At 48.3% G+C, this 20,861-nt stretch carries 18 protein-coding genes; 16 read left to right on the top strand and 2 right to left on the bottom strand.

What is annotated here, in order from left to right:
• Positions 1–4 precede the first annotated feature (4 nt).
• From NQ502_RS16250 to NQ502_RS16260, 3 genes are read left to right on the top strand one after another with little or no spacing between them, the layout of a single operon-like run.
• Positions 5–409, top strand: coding sequence for an endolytic transglycosylase MltG (locus tag NQ502_RS16250; RefSeq protein ID WP_028527345.1), 405 nt, complete (start codon positions 5–7; stop codon positions 407–409).
• Positions 406–1,095 carry an O-methyltransferase gene (locus NQ502_RS16255; RefSeq protein ID WP_028527344.1) on the top strand — a complete coding sequence of 230 codons (690 nt, stop codon included), beginning with the start codon at positions 406–408 and terminating at the stop codon, positions 1,093–1,095. Before NQ502_RS16250 ends, NQ502_RS16255 begins: the two co-directional genes overlap by 4 nt.
• On the top strand, positions 1,055–2,293 hold the full coding sequence (locus NQ502_RS16260; RefSeq protein ID WP_044982930.1) for a peptidase U32 family protein: 1,239 nt from the start codon (positions 1,055–1,057) through the stop codon (positions 2,291–2,293). Before NQ502_RS16255 ends, NQ502_RS16260 begins: the two co-directional genes overlap by 41 nt.
• On the opposite strand, the gene sigK is transcribed toward NQ502_RS16260, so the two are convergent.
• Positions 2,261–2,896: an RNA polymerase sporulation sigma factor SigK gene (gene sigK, locus NQ502_RS16265; RefSeq protein WP_423219143.1), complete on the bottom strand. Its 636-nt coding sequence runs from the start codon at positions 2,894–2,896 to the stop codon at positions 2,261–2,263. The genes NQ502_RS16260 and sigK overlap by 33 nt on opposite strands.
• Before the next feature lie 171 nt (positions 2,897–3,067).
• Between sigK and NQ502_RS16270 the strand changes: the two genes are divergently transcribed.
• From NQ502_RS16270 to pepF, 12 genes are all read left to right on the top strand, one after another.
• Positions 3,068–4,603 (top strand): YifB family Mg chelatase-like AAA ATPase, encoded by a 1,536-nt coding sequence (locus tag NQ502_RS16270; RefSeq protein WP_028527341.1) that lies wholly within the window; start codon positions 3,068–3,070, stop codon positions 4,601–4,603.
• The gene (gene dprA / locus NQ502_RS16275; protein ID WP_044982929.1) at positions 4,593–5,474 is read left to right on the top strand and encodes a DNA-processing protein DprA; all 882 of its coding nucleotides are present in this window, start codon (positions 4,593–4,595) and stop codon (positions 5,472–5,474) included. The genes NQ502_RS16270 and dprA overlap by 11 nt, the downstream gene beginning before the upstream one ends.
• A 104-nt stretch (positions 5,475–5,578) precedes the next feature.
• Positions 5,579–7,645 (top strand): type I DNA topoisomerase, encoded by a 2,067-nt coding sequence (gene topA, locus NQ502_RS16280; RefSeq protein WP_028527339.1) that lies wholly within the window; start codon positions 5,579–5,581, stop codon positions 7,643–7,645.
• 207 nt (positions 7,646–7,852) lie between these two features.
• Complete coding sequence (gene codY, locus NQ502_RS16285) at positions 7,853–8,656, top strand: GTP-sensing pleiotropic transcriptional regulator CodY (RefSeq protein WP_028527338.1); 804 nt, start codon at positions 7,853–7,855, stop codon at positions 8,654–8,656.
• A gap of 294 nt (positions 8,657–8,950) precedes the next feature.
• On the top strand, positions 8,951–9,223 hold the full coding sequence (locus NQ502_RS16290) for a co-chaperone GroES (protein WP_028527337.1): 273 nt from the start codon (positions 8,951–8,953) through the stop codon (positions 9,221–9,223).
• 23 nt (positions 9,224–9,246) lie between these two features.
• Entirely contained in the window at positions 9,247–10,872 is a 1,626-nt protein-coding gene (gene groL / locus NQ502_RS16295) for a chaperonin GroEL (RefSeq protein ID WP_028527336.1), read from the top strand.
• Positions 10,873–11,088: 216 nt separating this feature from the next.
• A complete protein-coding gene (guaB, locus tag NQ502_RS16300; protein WP_028527335.1) occupies positions 11,089–12,543 on the top strand; it encodes an IMP dehydrogenase in 1,455 nt (484 codons plus the stop codon).
• A gap of 128 nt (positions 12,544–12,671) precedes the next feature.
• Entirely contained in the window at positions 12,672–13,385 is a 714-nt protein-coding gene (locus NQ502_RS16305) for a peptidoglycan recognition protein family protein (RefSeq protein ID WP_028527334.1), read from the top strand.
• Entirely contained in the window at positions 13,372–13,776 is a 405-nt protein-coding gene (locus tag NQ502_RS16310; protein ID WP_028527333.1) for a secondary thiamine-phosphate synthase enzyme YjbQ, read from the top strand. The genes NQ502_RS16305 and NQ502_RS16310 overlap by 14 nt, the downstream gene beginning before the upstream one ends.
• A 175-nt stretch (positions 13,777–13,951) precedes the next feature.
• Positions 13,952–14,665, top strand: a complete 714-nt coding sequence (locus NQ502_RS16315; RefSeq protein WP_028527332.1) for an IMP cyclohydrolase — start codon at positions 13,952–13,954, stop codon at positions 14,663–14,665.
• A 22-nt stretch (positions 14,666–14,687) separates the two neighbouring features.
• On the top strand, positions 14,688–15,866 hold the full coding sequence (locus NQ502_RS16320; RefSeq protein WP_028527331.1) for a phosphoribosylaminoimidazolecarboxamide formyltransferase: 1,179 nt from the start codon (positions 14,688–14,690) through the stop codon (positions 15,864–15,866).
• Between the two features lie 77 nt (positions 15,867–15,943).
• Positions 15,944–17,746: an oligoendopeptidase F gene (pepF, locus tag NQ502_RS16325; RefSeq protein ID WP_044982928.1), complete on the top strand. Its 1,803-nt coding sequence runs from the start codon at positions 15,944–15,946 to the stop codon at positions 17,744–17,746.
• A gap of 65 nt (positions 17,747–17,811) precedes the next feature.
• On the opposite strand, the gene NQ502_RS16330 is transcribed toward pepF, so the two are convergent.
• Positions 17,812–20,013: a DNA topoisomerase III gene (locus NQ502_RS16330; RefSeq protein WP_028527329.1), complete on the bottom strand. Its 2,202-nt coding sequence runs from the start codon at positions 20,011–20,013 to the stop codon at positions 17,812–17,814.
• A 244-nt stretch (positions 20,014–20,257) separates the two neighbouring features.
• Between NQ502_RS16330 and NQ502_RS16335 the strand changes: the two genes are divergently transcribed.
• Positions 20,258–20,836, top strand: coding sequence for a DUF3793 family protein (locus tag NQ502_RS16335; protein WP_028527328.1), 579 nt, complete (start codon positions 20,258–20,260; stop codon positions 20,834–20,836).
• The last annotated feature ends 25 nt before the right edge of the window (positions 20,837–20,861 follow it).

A 20,861-nucleotide genomic window follows, 5' to 3' on the forward strand; every position in this document is an offset into this window, starting at 1 on the left:
AGGCATGGCAAAAAAGAAGAAGCAAAATGCAGGACCTCAGTCTGCGGTCAAAAAAGCAGGAAAAACGATCCGTGTTTTGATCTGGGTACTTGTGTTTGTAGCAATCGCTCTGCTCGGGAAAACTGCATACAGTTTCGGATACGCTGTCTTTGACCAGGAGCCTATGACATCCGAGGCGAGGGCAAAAGAGGTGGAAGTCATTGTTCAGGAGGGTATGTCCGTATATCAGATCGGGAAACTCCTGGAGAGCAAGGGACTGATCGAAGATCCGGTGATCTTCTGGGTGCAGGAGCAGCTTTCGGATTACCGCGGTAAGATAAAGACAGGCCGGTATACGCTCAGTACTGCGCAGACACCGGATGAGATGATTGAGATCATGTCTGCAGAAGAGGAGGAAAGCGAAGAATGATCGTGGATGAGAGAATGACGACATATATCAATTCGCTGGATACCGGCAACACCCCTTTTCTGGAAATGCTGGAGCGTCAGGCGCGCCTGGACCTGGTGCCTGTGGTCAGAAGGGAGATGCAGAGTTTCCTGAAAGTGCTGCTCGCCCTGAAGAGACCTGCACGGATCCTTGAAGTGGGGACTGCCGTCGGATTTTCTGCGCTGTTGATGTGCGAGTATAATCCGGTAAGATGCCATATCACAACGATTGAAAACTATGAAAAAAGAATTCCGCTGGCGCGTGAAAATTTTCTGCGCGCCGGGCGGGAGGACTGCATCACCCTGATACCGGGGGATGCAGCAGAGATTTTAGAGACACTGGATGGCCCTTTTGACTTCATCTTCATGGATGCGGCAAAGGGCCAGTATCTTCATTTCCTGCCGCAGATCCTGCGTCTGATGGCGCCGGGAGCGCTGCTTGTCTCGGATAATGTACTGCAGGATGGCGATATTATCGAATCACGTTTTGCAGTCGAGAGACGCAACCGTACCATTCATAAACGTATGAGAGAATATCTGTATGAGTTGAAACACCGGGCAGAGCTGTCGACTGCTGTACTGCCGCTGGGAGATGGTGTGACAGTCAGTGTGCGAAAGGGGACCGATGATGAGAAAACCGGAATTGCTGGTGCCTGCCAGCAGCCTTGAGGTATTAAAAGTGGCTGTGGTATTCGGGGCCGACGCCGTTTATATCGGCGGTGAGGCCTTCGGCCTTCGGGCGAAAGCCAGGAATTTTTCCATGGAGGATATGCGGGAAGGAATTGCATTTGCGCATGAGCATGGCGTAAAAATCTATGTGACTGCAAATATCCTTGCACATAATGAGGACCTGCCGGGTGTGCGCAGGTATTTTGAAGAACTGAAAGAACTTGCGCCGGACGGTTTGATCATTGCAGATCCAGCCGTTTTTATGATTGCAAAAGAGGTTTGTCCGGAAATTGAGCGTCATATCAGTACACAGGCGAATAATACGAATTACGGGACATACCGGTTCTGGCATGAACTCGGTGCGAAGCGCGTCGTATCCGCCCGCGAGCTGTCGCTTGAGGAGATCAGGGAAATCCGCGGGAATATTCCGGAAGATATGGAGATTGAGACTTTTGTACACGGAGCGATGTGCATCTCCTACTCAGGGCGCTGCCTGCTCAGCAATTATTTTACCGGCAGAGATGCGAATCAGGGAGCATGCACACACCCCTGCCGGTGGAAATACTATGTGGTGGAAGAGCAGCGGCCGGGAGAATATCTGCCCGTCTACGAAAATGAACGCGGAACGTATATTTTTAATTCCAGGGACCTATGTATGATTGAACATATTCCTGAACTGATCGAATCGGGTATCGACAGTTTCAAAATAGAGGGCAGGATGAAGACTGCGCTGTATGTTGCCACTGTGGCGCGGACATACCGCAGGGCAATCGACGATTATCTGAAGGACCCCGGATTATATGAATCGAATATGGACGGGTACCGGGATCAGATCGTAAGCTGCACTTACCGGCAGTTTACCACCGGTTTTTTCTTCGGTAAGCCGGATGAGTCCGCTCAGATTTATGACAACAATACTTATGTAAAAGAATACACTTACCTGGGAATCATCGGGGATCAGAATGAATGCGGACAGTTCCACATTTCCCAGCGGAATAAATTTTCGGTCGGTGAAATGATAGAGGTGATGAAGCCGGATGGCAGGAATCTGCGGGTAACGGTCCGGGGCATCTTTGATGAGGAGGGCAATGCGATGGAAAGTGCACCCCATCCTCAGCAAAGCTTATGGATCGATGTCGGAAGCGGGCTTGAACGCTACGATATCCTAAGGAGACAGGAAGCAGCGTCTGAGCTTTAGCAGGGCATTTTTTTCGATGCGGGAAACATAAGAGCGGCTGATTCCCATCTTCTCTGCTATCTTTTTCTGTGTGTATTCCGACTCACCGTACAGACCGTAGCGGAGTTTCAGGACAAAGTATTCCTGCTCGGACAGGGCTGATTCCATCAGTGCATAGAGTTTTGCGATATCTTCTTTCAATGCGCAGGTATCGGCTGCGTCAGCGCTGCCGCTTTCTATAATGTCGAGGAGATGAATTTCATTCCCCTCCTTGTCAGTACCGATCGGTTCATAAAGAGAGACCTCCCTGGAGGTCTTTTTTTTGCCCCTGAACATCATGAGAAGCTCATTTTCTATACAACGTGCTGCGTATGTAGCAAGCCGGTTCCCCTTATCGCTGTCGAACGTGGAAATGGCTTTGATCAGGCCAATCGTACCGATGGAGATCAGATCATCCGTGTCGGTGTCTGTTCCCTGGTATTTTTTGACAATATGTGCAACCAGCCGCAGGTTGCGCTCGATCAGGATGTTTTTAGCATCCATGTCGCCCTGTTTGTATTTTTGGAAATATTGTCGTTCCTCCTCAATAGTCAGTGGCTTTTGAAATGTTTTCAAAAACAGCACCTCGAAAGGATTTATTTTATCTTATGTCGCGAAAAGGCTTTTCGTGCTTTTCCACCTGTTTTCGGTTGCAATTTGACAGGCAGTATGATAAAATCCAACTATCAATAATTCTGAATCTGCCGGTTCCGGCATGATGATCCCATTACATGTTACAATTTAGGAGGAACGTCTATGTTCAGTAGCGTAATATCGGCTGCGATCTGGGGCGTGGAGGCTCGGAAAGTATATGTGGAGGCTGATGTCAGCAGCGGGCTTCCTTGCTTTTCCATTGTAGGATACGCAACTGCACAGGTCAAAGAGGCGCAGGAACGAGTCCGCACGGCGCTTAGAAATGCAGGCCTCATGATCCCGCCGAAGCGTGTCACGATCAATCTCGCACCGGCAGATTTGAGAAAAGAAGGGAATGGCTTTGATCTGCCGGTGGCAGCTGCAATATTGCTTGCCGTCGGAAGAATCCCCCCGGATTCGATGCAGGGAGTTTTGGTGATGGGCGAACTGGGACTGGATGGCTGTATCCGGGGGGCGAACGGGATTCTGCCCGCGGTGCTCAGCGCAAAAAAAGAGGGATGCCATACCTGCCTTGTTCCGGCTGTGAATCAGGCGGAGGGAAGCATCGTGGAGGGTATCCGGGTCATCGGGCTTTCCAGTCTGGAGGAATTTCTCGCATTTGCCTGTTACGGGACCTTGCCTGCACAGGGCAAAAACTTCCGGGAAATGCAGGAGGAGCCATACGAGGAACTCGATTATGCGCAGATCAGCGGTCAGGAAGAGGTGAAACGAGCTGTTCTGCTGGCGGCATCCGGCTTTCATAATCTGCTCCTCTGCGGACAGCCCGGTTCCGGTAAAACGATGATCGCAAAAAGGATGCCGTCCATACTTCCTCCGATGAGCAGGGAGGAGAGTCTGGAGGTGATGAAGATTCACAGCATTGCAGGCACCCTGCCCGAGGGAGGGATCGTGCAGAAGCGTCCGTTTCGGGCGCCGCATCATACGGTATCCCCACAGGCCCTCGCGGGGGGCGGAAGGATTCCGACTCCGGGGGAAGTGACGCTTGCACATCACGGCGTGCTGTTTCTCGATGAGCTGGCGGAAATGCCGAGAAAAAGCATTGAAATTCTGCGTCAGCCCCTCGAGGAGCGGGAGATCACGATCGCCAGGCTGAATGGAACCTTCCGGTTCCCGGCGTCCTTTCTTCTGCTTGCAGCGATGAATCCCTGTCCGTGCGGCTGCTATCCGGACTTGAACCGCTGCAGCTGTACGGAATCGGAGATTCACAGATACAGAAGCAGGATCAGCAAGCCGCTGATGGAACGGATTGATCTGTGTGCGGAAGTGCCGCTGGTATCGTACCGCGATCTGAAGGGGGACGGGTCATGCCTTGGCTCTGCCGGGATGCGCCGGGAAGTCATGCGCGTCCATGAGATCCAGAAAAAGCGGTATCAGAACAGTAAGATCCGGTTCAACGCACAGCTGGATGCGGAGGGGATCCGCCGGTTCTGTCCCGTGGATGAGGAGGCAGAAATACTTCTGGGACAGGCATTTCAATGTATGAGGCTGAGTGTAAGAGCATATCATCAAATTATAAAGGTAGCGAGAACTGCGGCTGACCTCGAGGAAAGCGGGGTTATAAGAAAAAAGCATATCAGTGAGGCTGTCTGTTACCGGAGTCTGGATGAAAAGTCAGGAGGATACGAAAGTGAAAGATGAGGTTCGCCGTGTGCAAAGAGGAAAGCCGGGGTATCCCGAAAGACTGACGGAATACAGCGGGATGCCCAGGGAACTTTTTGTAAGAGGGGAGCTTCCGGGCCGCGAGCCGGCTGTGGCGATTGTGGGGGCAAGGATGTGCAGCCAGTATGGTAGGATTCAGGCACAGGAGTTCGCGCGTGTGCTGTCCGCTCATGGAGTGTCTGTTATCAGCGGAATGGCGCAGGGGGTGGACGGGAGTGCACACGGCGGAGCGCTGGAAGCGGGCGGACCAACTTACGCCGTGCTTGGATGCGGAATCGATATCTGTTATCCGGCCTGCAATCGGCACATATATGAAACGATACCGAAGACAGGGGGACTGATATCGGAATTCCCGCAGGGTACAAAACCCCTTCGGAGACACTTCCCCATGAGAAACCGGATTATCAGCGCCCTGGCGGATATTGTACTGGTGATAGAGGCAAAGGAAAAGAGCGGTTCCCTTATCACGGCTGATTTTGCACTGGAACAGGGCAAGGATGTATTCGCGGTTCCCGGAAGAGTCACAGACGCCTTAAGCGCCGGATGTAACAGACTGATCGCACAGGGAGCGGGCATTGCCTGCAGCCCCTGGACGCTGCTTGAGCAATTTGGAGTTTTGCAGGAAAACCGCATGCGTACTGAGAAAAATACAGTATTAGGACTTGCAAGAGATTTGGATTTGGTGTATAGTTGTGTAGATTTACAACCGAAAGATTTGCATACAATTTTAGAGGAAGTGCCGTTTTCAGCAGAAAAAACGATGGGAATTTTGTTGGAACTGCAGCTCGCGGGGAGAATATCCGAGCCATTCCGAAATTGGTATGTCAAAGTAAACGGTGATGTCCGCTGACGGCGTCATCACCATAAATGAAAGTCGATTGCTCCGTCCTTCGGACTACCGCAATCGCCGCTTGGCGGGACTTTCACAGTAAATATATGATATAGGAGGCTGTTGTGGCAAAATATCTTGTGATTGTAGAATCACCAGCGAAAGTAAAAACAGTGAAGAAGTTCCTGGGACAGAATTATGAAGTCGCTGCTTCATTTGGACATGTAAGAGATTTACCGAAGAGTCAGCTCGGTATTGATATAGAAAATGATTACGAACCGAAATATATTACGATCAGAGGAAAAGGGGAGCTTCTTGCCGGTCTTCGCAAGGCAGCGAAAAAAGCCGATAAAGTATATCTGGCGACTGACCCCGACCGCGAGGGGGAAGCTATCTCCTGGCATCTGTCCAAGGCATTGAAGCTGGAAGATCAGAAAATGCGCAGGATCACTTTTAATGAGATAACAAAGTCAGCTGTTAAAGAGTCCATCAAACATGCGAGAGATATCGATATGAAACTTGTGGATGCGCAGCAGGCGAGACGTGTGCTCGACCGCATGGTGGGGTATCGTATCAGTCCGCTGCTCTGGGCAAAGATCAAACGCGGACTGAGTGCGGGCCGTGTCCAGTCTGTTGCACTGCGTATTATCGGGGACCGTGAAGATGAGATCAATGTGTTCATCCCTCAGGAGTACTGGAGCATGGACGCCCAGTTTCAGGTCGCCGGCGCTAAAAAACCATTGACAGCCAGGTTTTATGGAAAAGAAAAAGAGAAAATTGCGATTAACTCGAAAGAGGAACTGGAAGAGATCCAGAGACAGCTCAAAGATGTATCGTATCGTGTGGCCGAGGTTAAAAAGGGCGAGCGCGTCAAAAAGGCTCCGCTGCCGTTTACCACGAGTACACTGCAGCAGGAAGCGGCAAAAACGCTTAATTTCTCTACTCAGAAGACGATGAGGCTTGCACAGCAGTTATATGAAGGGATTGACATCAAGGGGAACGGAACCGTCGGCGTCATCTCCTATCTGCGTACCGATTCCACAAGGGTTTCTGAGGAGGCGAAGGTCACGGCTTATGAGTATATCAGGGAACAGTACGGGGAAGAATACGCGGCGGATGCCGGTCAGCAGGCACAGAAGGAAAAGAGCAATGTGCAGGATGCACATGAGGCGATCAGGCCGACAGATGTCACAAGACTTCCCGCCATGCTGAAAGAGTCTCTTACAAGAGACCAGTTTCGCCTCTATCAGCTAATATGGAAACGTTTTACCGCCAGCCGGATGACCCCGGCAGTCTACGAGACGGTTTCTGTTAAGATTGCAGGCGGTGAGTATTATTTTACGGTTGCCGCATCCAGAATTAAATTTGATGGTTTTATGTCCGTCTACGTACAGAGTGATGAAGAAAAAGAAGAGAACAATGCTCTGGTGCGCAGTATTGAAGAAAATACAGAGTTGAAATTCGAAGAATTCATAAGCCAGCAGCATTTTACTCAGCCCCCGGCCCACTACACGGAGGCGTCGCTTGTCAAGGTGATGGAGGAACTTGGTATCGGAAGGCCAAGTACGTACGCACCGACGATCACGACACTGCTGGGCAGGAGATATCTGGTCAAAGAGAATAAGAACCTCTATATGACAGAGCTCGGAGAAGTGGTCAACAATATGATGAAGGAAGCGTTCCCGAGTATTGTGGACGTTAACTTTACAGCAAATATGGAAGCTCTTCTTGACGGGGTAGAGGATGGGAGCATCTTCTGGAAGACAATTGTCAGGAATTTTTATCCGGACCTTGCACAGGCGGTTGCCGAGGCGGAAAAGGAGCTGGAGGAATATAAAATAGAGGACGAGGTGACGGATGTCATCTGCGAGGAGTGCGGACGCAACATGGTGATCAAGTACGGTCCTCACGGAAGATTTCTGGCATGTCCGGGATTTCCGGAATGCCGCAATACGAAGCCGTATCTGGAAAAGATCGGCGTAAAATGTCCGGTCTGCGGTAAGGAAGTAGTTCTGCGCAAAACAAAAAAAGGAAGAAAGTATTACGGTTGTGAGGATAATCCGGAATGTGAATTCATGTCCTGGCAGAAGCCGTCCGATCAGCCGTGTCCGGAATGCGGCGGTTATATGGTTGAAAAGGGCAATAAGCTGGTGTGCCATAATGAACAGTGTGGCTATGTGACGAAAAAATAAAAAAGAGCCGTCAGAGCTGTCGCCTGGCGGCTCTTTCTGCGATGGAGACTGCCGATTTGTCTAAAAACAGCCGATATCATACATGCAATATCAATTGTCAGAAATTACTTAATAATATGAAAATATATAAGAAATATTATTGATTTTACATTTAATATGTGATAAAGTATAAATAATATAAGATGCTGGTGCAGGAAAGGAGCGCTAATGAGTGTACAATTACTAGATAAAACTCGAAAAATTAATAAGCTATTACACAATAACAACTCTACTAAAGTAGTCTTTAACGATATCTGTAAGGTGATGATGGAAACCCTGGATTCCAATATTCTGGTTATCAGCCGGAAAGGAAAGGTGCTGGGGGTCAGCCTTTGCCCTGGAGTGGAGGAGATTACGGAGCTGATCGATGACAGTGTGGGCGGGTATGTCGACTCGCTGCTGAATGACAGATTTTTAAGTGTTCTGTCGACCAAGGAGAATGTCAATCTCGAGACACTTGGATTTATCAGCAACAATGTCAGCCGCTATCAGGCGATCATCACGCCGATCGATATCGCAGGCGAACGCCTGGGAACTGTGTTTATGTACCGCAGCAACGCACCTTATGATATTGAAGACATTATCGTAAGTGAATACGGCACAACTGTCGTGGGTCTGGAGATGATGCGTTCTGTCAACGAAGAGAATGCTGAGGAAGCCAGAAAAGTACAGGTTGTCAAATCAGCGTTTAACACACTGTCCTTTTCCGAGATGGAAGCAATTATCCATATCTTTGATGAGCTGGATGGAAATGAGGGAATTCTGGTCGCAAGCAAGATTGCCGACAGGGTTGGGATCACCCGGTCTGTCATCGTCAATGCACTTCGCAAATTCGAAAGTGCCGGTGTGATTGAGTCCAGGTCCAGCGGAATGAAGGGTACTTACATTAAGGTCCTGAACGACGTGATTTTCGATGAGCTGGAAGAACTTAAGAACAGCAAAAACGGAAAACAGGGAGAAAAAACGATCTGAGATTAACCGGCAGAATACCGCCTCCGTAACAAAGTTTTACGGAGGCGGTATTCTTTTTTAGAAAAAGTGCTCATACTATAGAATGTTCCCGAAAAAAACGTAAAAAATGTAAAAGTGAGAAAACGTAAGAAAAAAAGAGTATATAAGAGCTAATTAAAGAATAATACCTGATTAATGACAAAAGACAAAGTTGCTAAAATTCCGCAGGTTCACTAATATATGATTTATCAAGTAGCACTCAAATCAAGTGAGTGCTAATAAAATGAAAAGATTTAAAAAAGGAGGCAATATAGAATGAAATTAGTACCATTAGGAGACAGAGTTGTATTAAAACAGTTAGTAGCAGAAGAGACCACAGCATCAGGAATTGTACTTCCGGGACAGGCACAGGAAAAACCGCAGATGGCATCTGTGATAGCAGTGGGACCTGGAACTGAAGATGTGAAAATGGAAGTTGCCGTTGACGACCAGGTTGTATTTTCTAAATATGCAGGAACTGAAGTGAAAATCGACGGAGAAGAACTGATTATCATTAAACAGCAGGATATCCTGGCTGTAGTTAAATAAGAAGACTGGAGGAACAGAGAATTATGGCAAAAGCAATTAAATTCGGAGCAGAAGCGAGAGCGGCACTGGAAAGCGGTGTTAACCAGTTAGCAAATACAGTAAGGGTGACACTGGGACCGAAAGGAAGAAATGTAGTACTTGATAAATCCTATGGCAATCCGCTGATCACAAACGACGGTGTTACGATCGCAAAAGAAATCGAACTGGAAGACGGCTTTGAAAACATGGGTGCACAGCTCATCCGCGAAGTTGCATCGAAAACAAACGATGTAGCAGGTGATGGTACAACAACTGCAACTGTACTCGCACAGGCGATGATCAACGAGGGAATCAAAAACCTGGCAGCAGGCGCAAACCCGATCGTTTTGAGAAAAGGTATGAAAAAAGCAACAGATAAGGCAGTGGAAGTGATCGCTGCCATGGGTAAAAAAGTTGACGGTAAAAAACAGATCGCAAGAGTAGCAGCTGTTTCTTCCGGCGATGACCAGGTTGGAGAACTTGTATCTGATGCAATGGAAAAAGTATCAAACGACGGTGTTATCACGATCGAAGAATCCAAAACCATGCAGACAGAGCTGGATCTCGTAGAAGGTATGCAGTTTGACAGAGGTTATCTGTCCGCATATATGTCAACAGATATGGATAAGATGGAAGCTGTACTGGATAATCCATACATCCTGATTACAGATAAGAAAATCTCCAACATTCAGGACCTGCTTCCGATTCTGGAACAGATCGTTAAATCCGGAAACAAACTGCTGATTATCGCAGAAGACGTGGAAGGCGAGGCTCTGACAACTCTGATCGTCAACAAACTGAGAGGTACTTTCGCAGTGGCTGCAGTGAAAGCTCCGGGTTACGGTGACAGAAGAAAAGCAATGCTTGAAGATATTGCGATTCTGACAGGCGGTAAAGTGATCTCTGAAGAACTCGGACTGGATCTGAAAGAAATCACCATGGATGATCTGGGACAGGCAAAATCTGTGAAAGTTAAGAAAGAAAGCACCATTATCGTTGACGGTGCCGGCGATAAAGATGCGATCAAGGCAAGAGTTAATCAGATCAAGAGCGAGATCGAGACAACAACTTCTTCCTTTGATAAAGAGAAATTACAGGAACGTCTTGCGAAACTGGCAGGCGGTGTTGCGGTAATCCGCGTAGGAGCTGCTACCGAGACAGAGATGAAAGAAGCGAAACTGCGCATGGAAGATGCTCTGGCAGCTACAAGAGCAGCTGTAGAGGAAGGTATCATCGCAGGCGGCGGTTCTGCTTATGTACACGCAACAGCTGAAGTTACAAAACTGGCGGAAGAGCTGGATGGAGACGAGAAGACTGGTGCTATGATCATCGTAAAAGCACTGACATCTCCGCTGTATCACATTGCGGCAAATGCAGGACTTGATGGATCTGTCATCGTTAACAAGGTAAAAGAGGCAGAAGCAGGTATCGGTTTTGACGCATACAACGAAGAGTATGTGGATATGGTGAAAGCCGGAATCCTGGATCCTGTAAAAGTTACAAGAAGTGCCCTGCAGAATGCAACGAGCGTTGCAGCTACTCTGCTGACAACAGAATCTGTGGTATCGATCATTAAAGAGGATGTTCCTCCGATGCCGGCAGGCGGCGGACAGGGAATGGGTATGATGTAATCCCTGACGCAGCAAAAGAAGTCTTATAATAGAATCCTGTACTGGAATCAGCCATGTTTGGCGTTCCGGTACAGGATTTTTGAGTCCTGGTTTATTCTTTGCGCTTTTTGTGGTATACTGCATAGAAAGGCAATTGACACAGGACTCGATTTTTGTTACACTAAGGAACAATCAGTAAAAACACGAGTGAACAAGTAAGAAACGGAGGAATGAAAAATGGGAAAGATTATTGGGGAAGGAATTACTTTTGATGACGTGCTGCTGGTGCCGGCATATTCAGAAGTGACTCCTAATCTGGTAGATTTATCAACCTGGCTGACAAAAAAAGTAAAGCTGAATATTCCGATGATGAGTGCGGGTATGGACACCGTTACCGAGCATCGTATGGCGATCGCAATGGCGCGGCAGGGCGGTATTGGAATTATTCATAAGAATATGTCCATAGAGCAGCAGGCAGACGAGGTAGACAAAGTAAAACGTTCTGAGAACGGAGTAATCACAGACCCATTTTTCCTTTCACCCGAACATACACTGGAGGATGCCAACAATCTGATGGCGAAATTCAGAATTTCCGGTGTTCCGATCACGGAAGGCCGCAAACTTGTTGGAATTATTACGAACCGTGATCTTAAATTTGAAGAAGATTTTTCAAAGAAGATCAAAGAATCCATGACATCTGACGGGCTGATTACAGCTCCGGAAGGCATCACGCTGGATGAGGCAAAGAGAATTCTTGCCAAAGCGAGAAAAGAGAAACTTCCGATCGTAGATAAAGATTTCAACCTGAAAGGCCTTATTACGATCAAGGACATTGAAAAACAGATCAAATATCCGCTGTCAGCCAAAGATGAGCAGGGACGTCTTCTGTGCGGAGCGGCAGTCGGGATCACATCCAACTTTATGGACCGGGTGGATGCACTGGTGAATGCCAGAGTTGATGTGATCGTGATCGATTCTGCGCACGGGCATTCTGCGAATATTCTGAAGACGGTGCGCGAGATCAAGGAAAAATATCCGGAGCTTCAGGTGATTGCAGGAAATGTAGCTACGGAAGAGGCGACAAGAGATCTGATCAAGGCTGGCGTCGACGGTGTGAAAGTGGGAATCGGACCGGGATCCATCTGTACGACTCGTGTGGTTGCAGGAATCGGTGTTCCTCAGATCACAGCTGTGATGGATTGTTACAAAGCTGCCTCTGAGTTCGGGATTCCGATCATCGCTGACGGAGGTATCAAGTACTCAGGTGACATTACAAAAGCGATTGCGGCAGGTGCGAACGTCTGTATGATGGGAAGTATTTTTGCAGGCTGTGATGAAAGCCCCGGAGAATTTGAACTTTATCAGGGAAGAAAATATAAAGTATACCGCGGCATGGGATCGATTGCGGCGATGGAAAACGGAAGCAAAGACCGCTATTTCCAGACAGACGCAAAGAAACTGGTACCGGAAGGTGTCGAGGGAAGAGTTGCCTATAAAGGACATGTGGAAGATACCGTGTTCCAGCTGATCGGCGGACTGCGCTCCGGTATGGGCTACTGCGGAGCTCCGACCATTCAGGCAATGATCGAGACAGGCAAATTTATTAAGATTTCAGCAGCTTCATTGAAAGAATCTCATCCGCATGATATTCATATTACGAAAGAGGCTCCGAACTACAGTGTAGATGAATAATTAAGGGTAACAGTTCAGGACGGCGAGCCGTACTGAACAGTTTCAATTACGGAATAAAAATGGCGACGGGAATCTGAAGAAAAGATTGTTGTCGCCATTTTACTTGACAGACATTAAGAGGAAAGCGCATGGGCAAAGGACGAGGGTATACAAATCAGGGGCGGAGAATGACGAGACAGCAGAGAATACGGCAGAGGAACAGAGCAATCTTACTGCTGATTCTTTCAGCGCTGGCGGTCATTATTGTGGTTGCGGCAGGCTATCGGCTGCTATTTTCAAAGAAAAGTGACACACGTGGGGCATCGGCTGATGTTCTTGGCGGGGAAGACTGGGAGGGTGCACCTCCTCTGGATGTGCAGCTCCTCACCGTCAATGAATACTCAAGACCCGGGATACCTCTTGAAAAGGTGAAGGGGATTGTGATTCACTATACGGCAAATCCCGGCAGTACGGCGCAGGCCAACCGCAATTACTTTGAGGGTCTGAAGGATGAGCACACGACAAAGGCCAGCAGCCATTTTGTCATAGGACTGGATGGGGAGATCATCCAGTGTATTCCGAGTACGGAGATATCTTATGCATCAAATGACCGCAATGGTGACACACTGTCTATCGAGTGCTGCCATCCGGACGAGACCGGAAAATTTACAGACAAAACGTATGATTCTCTGGTGAAGCTGACTGCCTGGCTGTGCAGCCGCTTTGATGTGCCGGCGGATGAGGTCATTCGTCACTATGATGTGACGGGCAAAGACTGTCCGAAATACTTTGTTGAAAATGAAGATGCGTGGAAACAATTCCAAAAAGATGTGGAGGAGAGCAGGAAACATGAATCTGTTTAAACATGAGATTAACGTGGCCTCACCGCAGACGATGGTGAAGATCACAAAATATGTGCGTGAGGATCTCAAAAAATCGGGCGTGGCATCGGGCATCGCAGTGATTTTTTGTCCTCATACGACCGCGGGAATCACGATCAATGAAAACGCAGATCCCGATGTCCAGAGAGATCTGCTGTATGGGTACGAAAAAGTTTTCCCGACACAGGATGGAAATTACCGTCACTTTGAAGGAAACAGCCATGCTCATATGAAATCATCTGCAATGGGAGCGTCTGCCACGGTCATTGTGGAAGAAGGAAAACTGATACTCGGTACATGGCAGGATATCTATTTCTGTGAGTACGATGGTCCCAGATACCGCAAATTCTATGTGAAAATTGTAGAGGGTTAAGAAAATAGGTAATGAATTCTGTTTTTGAGTAATATGATTGCAAAAAGGCTATTTTTGCTGTAACATAAGATTATTAGTTGAAAAATGGTGAATTATGCAGAAAAGTTATCTGAGGTCCGCCAGAGCGTACTTGAATATTACAGAGCATTGATCACAAGGGAGAAAGGATAAAAACATGCAGACGATATCTTTGGAGAAGGAATTAAAAGGAAATGCATATCCCGGCAGGGGAATTGTCATCGGAAGATCAAAAGACGGAACGAAAGCTGTCACGGCTTATTTTATCATGGGAAGAAGTGAAAACAGCAGGAACCGTATCTTTGCTGAAGAGGGAAAAGGGATCCGGACGCAGGCATTTGACCCGTCAAAACTGACTGATCCGAGTCTGATCATTTATGCACCGGTACGCGTGCTGGACGACAAGACGATCGTGACTAACGGAGATCAGACGGATACAGTCTATGAGGGAATGGAAAGGGGACTGACATTCGAACAGTCCTTAAGATGCAGGGAGTTTGAACCGGATGCGCCGAACTATACCCCTCGTATTTCCGGTGTGATGTATGTAAAAGACGGAAACTACAGCTATGAAATGTCGATCCTGAAAAGCAATAACGGATGTCCGGACAGCTGCAGCAGATTTACTTTTTCATATGAAAATCCGGCAGCCGGCGAAGGGCATTTTATTCACACTTACATGTGTGACGGTGATCCTCTCCCGAGTTTTGAAGGGGAGCCAAAGACTGTAGAGATCCAGGATGATATGGATGCGTTTACTGACATGCTCTGGAACAGCCTGAACGAGGACAACAAGGTATCGCTGTTTGTGCGCTATATTGATATCGCAGCGGGAACGTATGAAACGAAAATCATGAATAAGAATCAGTAGTCGATACAGGAGAGAGTGGAAGATGAAAGAATTAGAATTAAAATATGGATGTAACCCGAATCAGAAACCGTCTAAAATCTATATGGCAGATGGTTCCGAGCTTCCGATCACCGTGCTGAACGGCAAACCGGGATATATTAACTTTCTGGATGCGTTTAACGGATGGCAGCTGGTAAAAGAGCTGAAGGAAGCGACAGGACTTCCGGCGGCAACCTCCTTTAAACACGTATCACCGGCAGGTGCAGCGGTCGGTCTCCCGCTGGACGATACGATGGCGGCGATTTACTGGGTTGAAAACAAAGACGAGCTCACACCGCTTGCGTGTGCCTATGCGAGAGCCAGGGGTGCAGACAGAATGTCCTCATTCGGCGATTTTATCGCATTGTCTGATATCTGTGACAAAGAGACGGCGGGACTGATCCGTCATGAAGTCTCTGACGGTGTGATTGCACCCGGGTATACGGACGAGGCGCTGTCTATCCTGAAAGAAAAGAAAAAAGGAAATTACAATGTCATCCAGATCGATACAGATTACTGTCCGGCTCCGCTGGAACATAAAGAAGTGTACGGCATTACGTTTGAACAGGGACGTCAGGAACTTCCGATCGATGATAAACTTCTCTCCAACATTGTAACGGAAAACAAAGAGATACCGGAAGATGCACTGAGGGACATGAAGATTGCTCTGATTACGCTTAAGTATACACAGTCTAATTCCGTGTGTTACGTGAAAGGCGGACAGGCGATCGGGATCGGTGCGGGACAGCAGTCACGCGTGCACTGCACACGGCTTGCCGGCCAGAAGGCGGATAACTGGCTGCTTCGTCAGAGTCCGAATGTTTTGAATCTTCAGTTTGTAGAAACGATCAGCCGACCGGAACGCGACAATGCGATCGATGTCTATATTGGCGATGAATATATGGATGTGCTGGCGGACGGCACATGGGAGAAGATCTTCAAAGTAAAACCCGAGGTATTCACACGTGAAGAGAAGCGTGCATGGCTGGATCAGATGAACGGGGTAACACTCGGTTCAGATGCGTTCTTCCCGTTCGCAGATAATATTGAACGCGCGAAAAAGAGCGGGGTAAAATACGTGGCACAGCCGGGAGGCTCTGTGAGGGACGATCTGGTGATCGAGTGCTGCAACAAATATCAGATGGTGATGGCATTTACCGGAATCCGTTTATTCCACCACTAATAGGAGCAAACTATCAGAGAGCTGTTGTATCTACAACGGCTCTCTGATCTGATTAAAAGGAAAGAGAGGAAGATAATATGCCGGAAACAAAACGGCTGCCGAAGCGTGATGAAGTTGCTTTGCAGGATAAGTGGAGGATAGAGGATCTGTATGCGTCAGATGATGACTGGGAGGCAGATTTTTCAAAACTGGAAAGACTGGCTTCTGAGTTTGGAAGATTTGCGGGAACACTTGCCGGGAGTGCACAGCAGCTGTACACGGCGCTCAGGGAGCAGGACGAGATTTCCATGCTTATGGAGAGAGTCTACGTCTATGCCGGGCAGAAGAATCATGAGGATATGGGAGACAGCAGGTATCAGCAGCTTGTGATGCGTGCACAGGTACTAATGAGCCGCGTCGGGGAAGCACTTTCATTTATGGAACCGGAGATTCTGGGGATTTCGGATGAGGTGATGGAGCGTTATCTTGCCGGGTATGAACCGCTGAACCTTTACAGGCGATACCTGCAGGAAAAGCGCAGGATGCGGGAGCATATTCTCTCAAAGGAGATGGAAAGCGTACTTGCGAAGGCGGCAAATATGGGAAATGCCCCTCAGAATATTTTTCAGGTATTCAACAATGCTGATCTGGATTTTGGTACTGTGACAGATGAGGACGGGAAGACGGTTCAGCTGACACACGGTCGTTATATACCGTTTCTGGAAAGTCAGAATGTGCGCGTGAGAAGAGAGGCATTTGAGAAAGTGTATGCGGCTTATAAACAGTTTAAAAACACACTGGCCGCAGCATTTGATGCAAACGTACAGCAGGAACGCTTTTTTGCTGAAATGCGAAATTACGGTTCCTCAATGGAAATGGAACTCGACGGGGGCAATATCCCGGTTTCTGTGTATCAGAGGCTGATCGAGGCGGTACACAGCCACATGGATCTTATGCATCGGTATGTGGCACTGCGCAGACGGGTGCTGGGTGTGGATGAGCTGCATATGTATGATCTTCATGTACCGCTGGTGATGCAGAAGGATAACCGTTACTCTTTTGAGGAGGCAAAACAGATCGTGCGCAGGGGACTTGCGCCGCTCGGAGAAGATTATCTGAGGCTTTTGGATGAAGGATTCGGACAGGGCTGGATTGATGTGTACGAAAATCAGGGAAAGAGGAGCGGTGCGTATTCCTGGGGCGCGTACGGAACACACCCGTATGTGCTGCTGAATTACAACGGCAGCCTGAATCATGTGTTTACGCTGGCGCATGAGATGGGTCACGCGATCCACAGCCATTACTCCGATCAGGTACAGCCGTACCCATATGCCGGATACCGTATTTTTGTCGCGGAAGTGGCTTCCACCTGCAACGAAGCCCTGTTGATTCATGATCTGCTGGAGCATGCTGCTGATGTACAGGAGAAGAGATATCTGATCAACTATTTTCTGGATCAGTTTAAGAGTACTCTTTACCGCCAGACCATGTTTGCAGAATTCGAGCAGAAGGTTCATCAGATGGGACAGGAGGGTCAGAGCCTGACAGCAGATGTGCTGTGTGAAATTTATCTCGGTCTGAACCGCCGGTATTTTGGGGAGGAGATGGTGGTCGATCCGGAGATTGCCATGGAATGGGCGAGAATTCCACATTTCTATACACCGTTTTATGTCTATCAGTATGCGACGGGATTTTCAGCCGCCATCGCCATCAGCAGCAGGATCTTAAACGGTGAACCCGGTATTGTGGAAAAATATAAGGAGTTTTTAAGCGGCGGCAGCTCAAAAGACCCGATCGATCTGCTGAAGATCTGCGGTGTAGATATGACCAGCCCGCAGCCGGTGGAAGAGGCGTTGAAGGTGTTTGAAAGATATCTGAACGAATTTTCTGAACTGGTATAAAGCTGCCGGAAAGAAGAAAAGTCGGGAACAAAGAGTTCCCGACTAAAATCACGAAGGCATAATTATTACTTATCAATCTTCAGGTTAGCAAAAGCGGATGCGAACGGATTGTTGATCGGAGTTTCCGCTTCCTTTTGCTGTTGTTTCAGATAGCGCTGGACGTCTTTTTTGTTGACGCCGGCGCCTTCTTTTTCCCTGCGTTTTTTGAAGGCGGAAAGCTTTTCCCTGTAGCCGCACGGGCAGATGAAGGTGTCCTCACCGCCCTTTACGTAGAGCTCCATCTTCTTATGGCATTTGGGACAGCGGGCATTGCTGGTGCGTGAAATCGTTTCACGGTGACCGCATTCCCTGTCCTGACAGACCAGCATCCGGCTGTTCTTGCCGTTGACGGACAGCATGCGTTTTCCGCATTCAGGGCATTTCGTGTTCGTCAGGTTGTCATGCCGGAAAGTTCCATCGGCAGTTTTGATTTCCTGAATGATATCTGTCGTGTAAGTACTGATGTCTTTCAGAAATGTTTCTTTCTTCAGAGTGCCTTTGGCGATTTGGGAGAGGCGCATCTCCCAGTCAGCTGTCAGTTCAGGCTTTTTCAGATCTTCCGGTACCAGTTTCAGCAGCTGTCTCGCCTTGGAGGTGACAAAGATATCTTTACCTCTCTTTTCCATCAGGAAACTGTTGAACAGTTTGTCGATGATGTCGGCACGGGTGGCTACTGTGCCGAGCCCTCCTGTCTCTCCGAGTGTTCTGGCCGCTTTTGCATCCCTGCTCTCCATATATTTCACCGGGTTTTCCATTGCGGAAAGCAGAGTGGCTTCATTGAACGGCGCAGGGGGCTTCGTCTTTCCGGAAGTCACAGAAACATTCTGGATGGGATACGTTTCCCCTTTGGAAAGACAGGGGAGCGTCTGATCTTTTAAAGCGGATTCTGCTATCTCATCCTCGTCATCCTCATGCAGCTGATTTTCGTAGACTTCCTTCCATCCGGATGACGTTACGACTTTTCCTTTTGCTGTGAAATGTTCCCCGCATGCCTCGGCGTGCAGCGTTGTCTGTTCGTATTCAAAGGGCGGGTATAGTACTGCCAGGAAGCGGCGCACTACAAGGTTATAGATTTTCTTTTCTTCATTCGTCATGTGCTCCATCTGAACAAACTGTTCCGTCGGTATGATGGCGTGATGGTCGCTGACCTTCTTGTCGTTGACAAAGGAGGCATTCGCGGCGAGGGGTTTCATGATCAGACTGCCGGCGAGTTTTTTGTACGGTCCTACAGAACATGCGCGCAGGCGGTCTTTCAGGGTACCGACAACATCGCTGCCGATATAGCGGGAATCAGTCCGGGGATATGTCAGTACCTTATGGTTTTCATACAGGCGCTGCATGATGTTCAGAGTCTCTTTGGCGGAGAAGCCGAACTGCCGGTTGGCGTCCCGCTGCAGTTCTGTCAGATCATACAGACCAGGGGCATACGTTTTTTTGGCGGATTTTTCAACGGAAGTCACGGTCAGGCTTCCCGAATCCATTTTTCTGGCTATCATATCAATATGCTCTCTTGAGAAAGTACGGAAACTTCCGCTCTTTATATCCTGCCAGGCCCATTTCACCTTGCCGGACAGCAGGCTGAGACCATAGTACTCCTCAGGCCTGAAGCTGCGTATTTCCTCCTCACGCTTTGCGATCATTGCGAGGGTAGGGGTCTGGACACGGCCGCAGGAGAGCTGGGCGTTATACTTGCAGGTAAGTGCCCTGGTGGCGTTGATCCCTACGAGCCAGTCGGCCTCTGCACGGCTGACAGCAGCAGCGTACAGGTTGTCATACTCCCGCCCGTCTTTTAAGTGAGCGAATCCGTCTCTGATCGCCTTGTCGGTGACTGAGGAAATCCAGAGCCGCCTGATGGGCTTGCGGCATCCGGATTTTTCCAGAATCCATCTGGCGACAAGTTCCCCCTCCCTCCCGGCGTCCGTGGCGATGATAATATCATTCACATCCTGGCGGAACAGCTGGGATTTCACGGCGTTGTACTGTTTGGCAGTCTGTCTGATGACAACCAGTTCCATTTTATCCGGCATCATGGGAAGCACGTCCAGCTTCCATTCCTTATATTTCTTATCATAATCCTCCGGGTCAGCGAGCGTGACCAGATGCCCGAGAGCCCAGGTGACGATATACTGCGGGCCTTCCAGCGCTCCATTTAACTTTTTCTGGCAGTGAAGGACATGTGCGATGTCTCTTGCTACCGAAGGTTTTTCAGCTATGACTAAAGATTTCATTGATTCCTCCATAATATTAGTGCTGCAGTTTTTACTAAAGGGATGATGCCTCGGATTGCTCCTCTGCTTCGCATCCTGTGCAATTCTGACATCTAAGGATTAACATAGCACACTTTGCTCGGACTGGCAATCGCTATGCGGTGTTTTTTATCAATAAGAAATATTGACATATGTTACATAAGCGGTTATGATAACTGTAAGTTAGTTGGAACTAACTATTGGAATTGCCAGGAGGTAACATAACATGCATAACTGGATGCAGGAGAGTATTGAGATTCAGATTGCCAGGCAGTGTGCTCCGGTTCTGGCAGGGGTGAAACCATCCAATATTTTGATTCTGAAAGATGGAAATATTGCAGAGATCGCCCGCATGCTGGAAGGAACACCGGTTGGCTGCCGACTGTTGTCAGACGGTGCAGGAAATTCTGTATGGCTTTTGTATCGGAGAGAAAGTCTGGAGAAGATATTGTCAGATAAACCAAAGATGGAATTTCTGAGGTGCTTCGGATATCGATACCGGGATGTAGAGGAAGCGCTTTGGCTGCTCGGGCGCCGGTTTCAGTCCTACAAACAAAAAAGCATGGAATTTCCGCATGAGATGGGAATCTTCCTGGGATATCCGCTTGGTGATGTCAAAGGTTTTATCCGGCATCGCGGCAGGGATTTTCTGTACTGCGGGTACTGGAAGGTCTACGAAAATGAAGCAGAGGCACGTAAACTGTTTTCTGTATATACGAGTGTAAAACAGCAGATGCTGAAGGAACTGTATCAGGGAAAACATGTATGGCAAATGATACCGAATCATGCCGTAATAGCAGTATAAGTTTGAGAAAAATAAGGAGGAATCA

This window comes from Ruminococcus gauvreauii (assembly GCF_025151995.1).
GTDB lineage: Bacteria > Bacillota > Clostridia > Lachnospirales > Lachnospiraceae > Ruminococcus_G > Ruminococcus_G gauvreauii.

Excerpts from the sequence above, each read along its gene's own strand:
- NQ502_RS16250 (WP_028527345.1), top strand. The coding sequence starts at position 5 with ATGGCAAAAAAGAAGAAGCAAAATGCAGGACCTCAGTCTGCGGTCAAA.
- NQ502_RS16255 (WP_028527344.1), top strand. The coding sequence starts at position 406 with ATGATCGTGGATGAGAGAATGACGACATATATCAATTCGCTGGATACC.
- NQ502_RS16260 (WP_044982930.1), top strand. The coding sequence starts at position 1,055 with ATGAGAAAACCGGAATTGCTGGTGCCTGCCAGCAGCCTTGAGGTATTA.
- NQ502_RS16270 (WP_028527341.1), top strand. The coding sequence starts at position 3,068 with ATGTTCAGTAGCGTAATATCGGCTGCGATCTGGGGCGTGGAGGCTCGG.
- codY (WP_028527338.1), top strand. The coding sequence starts at position 7,853 with ATGAGTGTACAATTACTAGATAAAACTCGAAAAATTAATAAGCTATTA.
- NQ502_RS16290 (WP_028527337.1), top strand. The coding sequence starts at position 8,951 with ATGAAATTAGTACCATTAGGAGACAGAGTTGTATTAAAACAGTTAGTA.
- groL (WP_028527336.1), top strand. The coding sequence starts at position 9,247 with ATGGCAAAAGCAATTAAATTCGGAGCAGAAGCGAGAGCGGCACTGGAA.
- guaB (WP_028527335.1), top strand. The coding sequence starts at position 11,089 with ATGGGAAAGATTATTGGGGAAGGAATTACTTTTGATGACGTGCTGCTG.
- NQ502_RS16305 (WP_028527334.1), top strand. The coding sequence starts at position 12,672 with ATGGGCAAAGGACGAGGGTATACAAATCAGGGGCGGAGAATGACGAGA.
- NQ502_RS16310 (WP_028527333.1), top strand. The coding sequence starts at position 13,372 with ATGAATCTGTTTAAACATGAGATTAACGTGGCCTCACCGCAGACGATG.
- NQ502_RS16315 (WP_028527332.1), top strand. The coding sequence starts at position 13,952 with ATGCAGACGATATCTTTGGAGAAGGAATTAAAAGGAAATGCATATCCC.
- NQ502_RS16320 (WP_028527331.1), top strand. The coding sequence starts at position 14,688 with ATGAAAGAATTAGAATTAAAATATGGATGTAACCCGAATCAGAAACCG.
- pepF (WP_044982928.1), top strand. The coding sequence starts at position 15,944 with ATGCCGGAAACAAAACGGCTGCCGAAGCGTGATGAAGTTGCTTTGCAG.
- NQ502_RS16330 (WP_028527329.1), bottom strand. The coding sequence starts at position 20,013 with ATGAAATCTTTAGTCATAGCTGAAAAACCTTCGGTAGCAAGAGACATC.
- NQ502_RS16335 (WP_028527328.1), top strand. The coding sequence starts at position 20,258 with ATGCATAACTGGATGCAGGAGAGTATTGAGATTCAGATTGCCAGGCAG.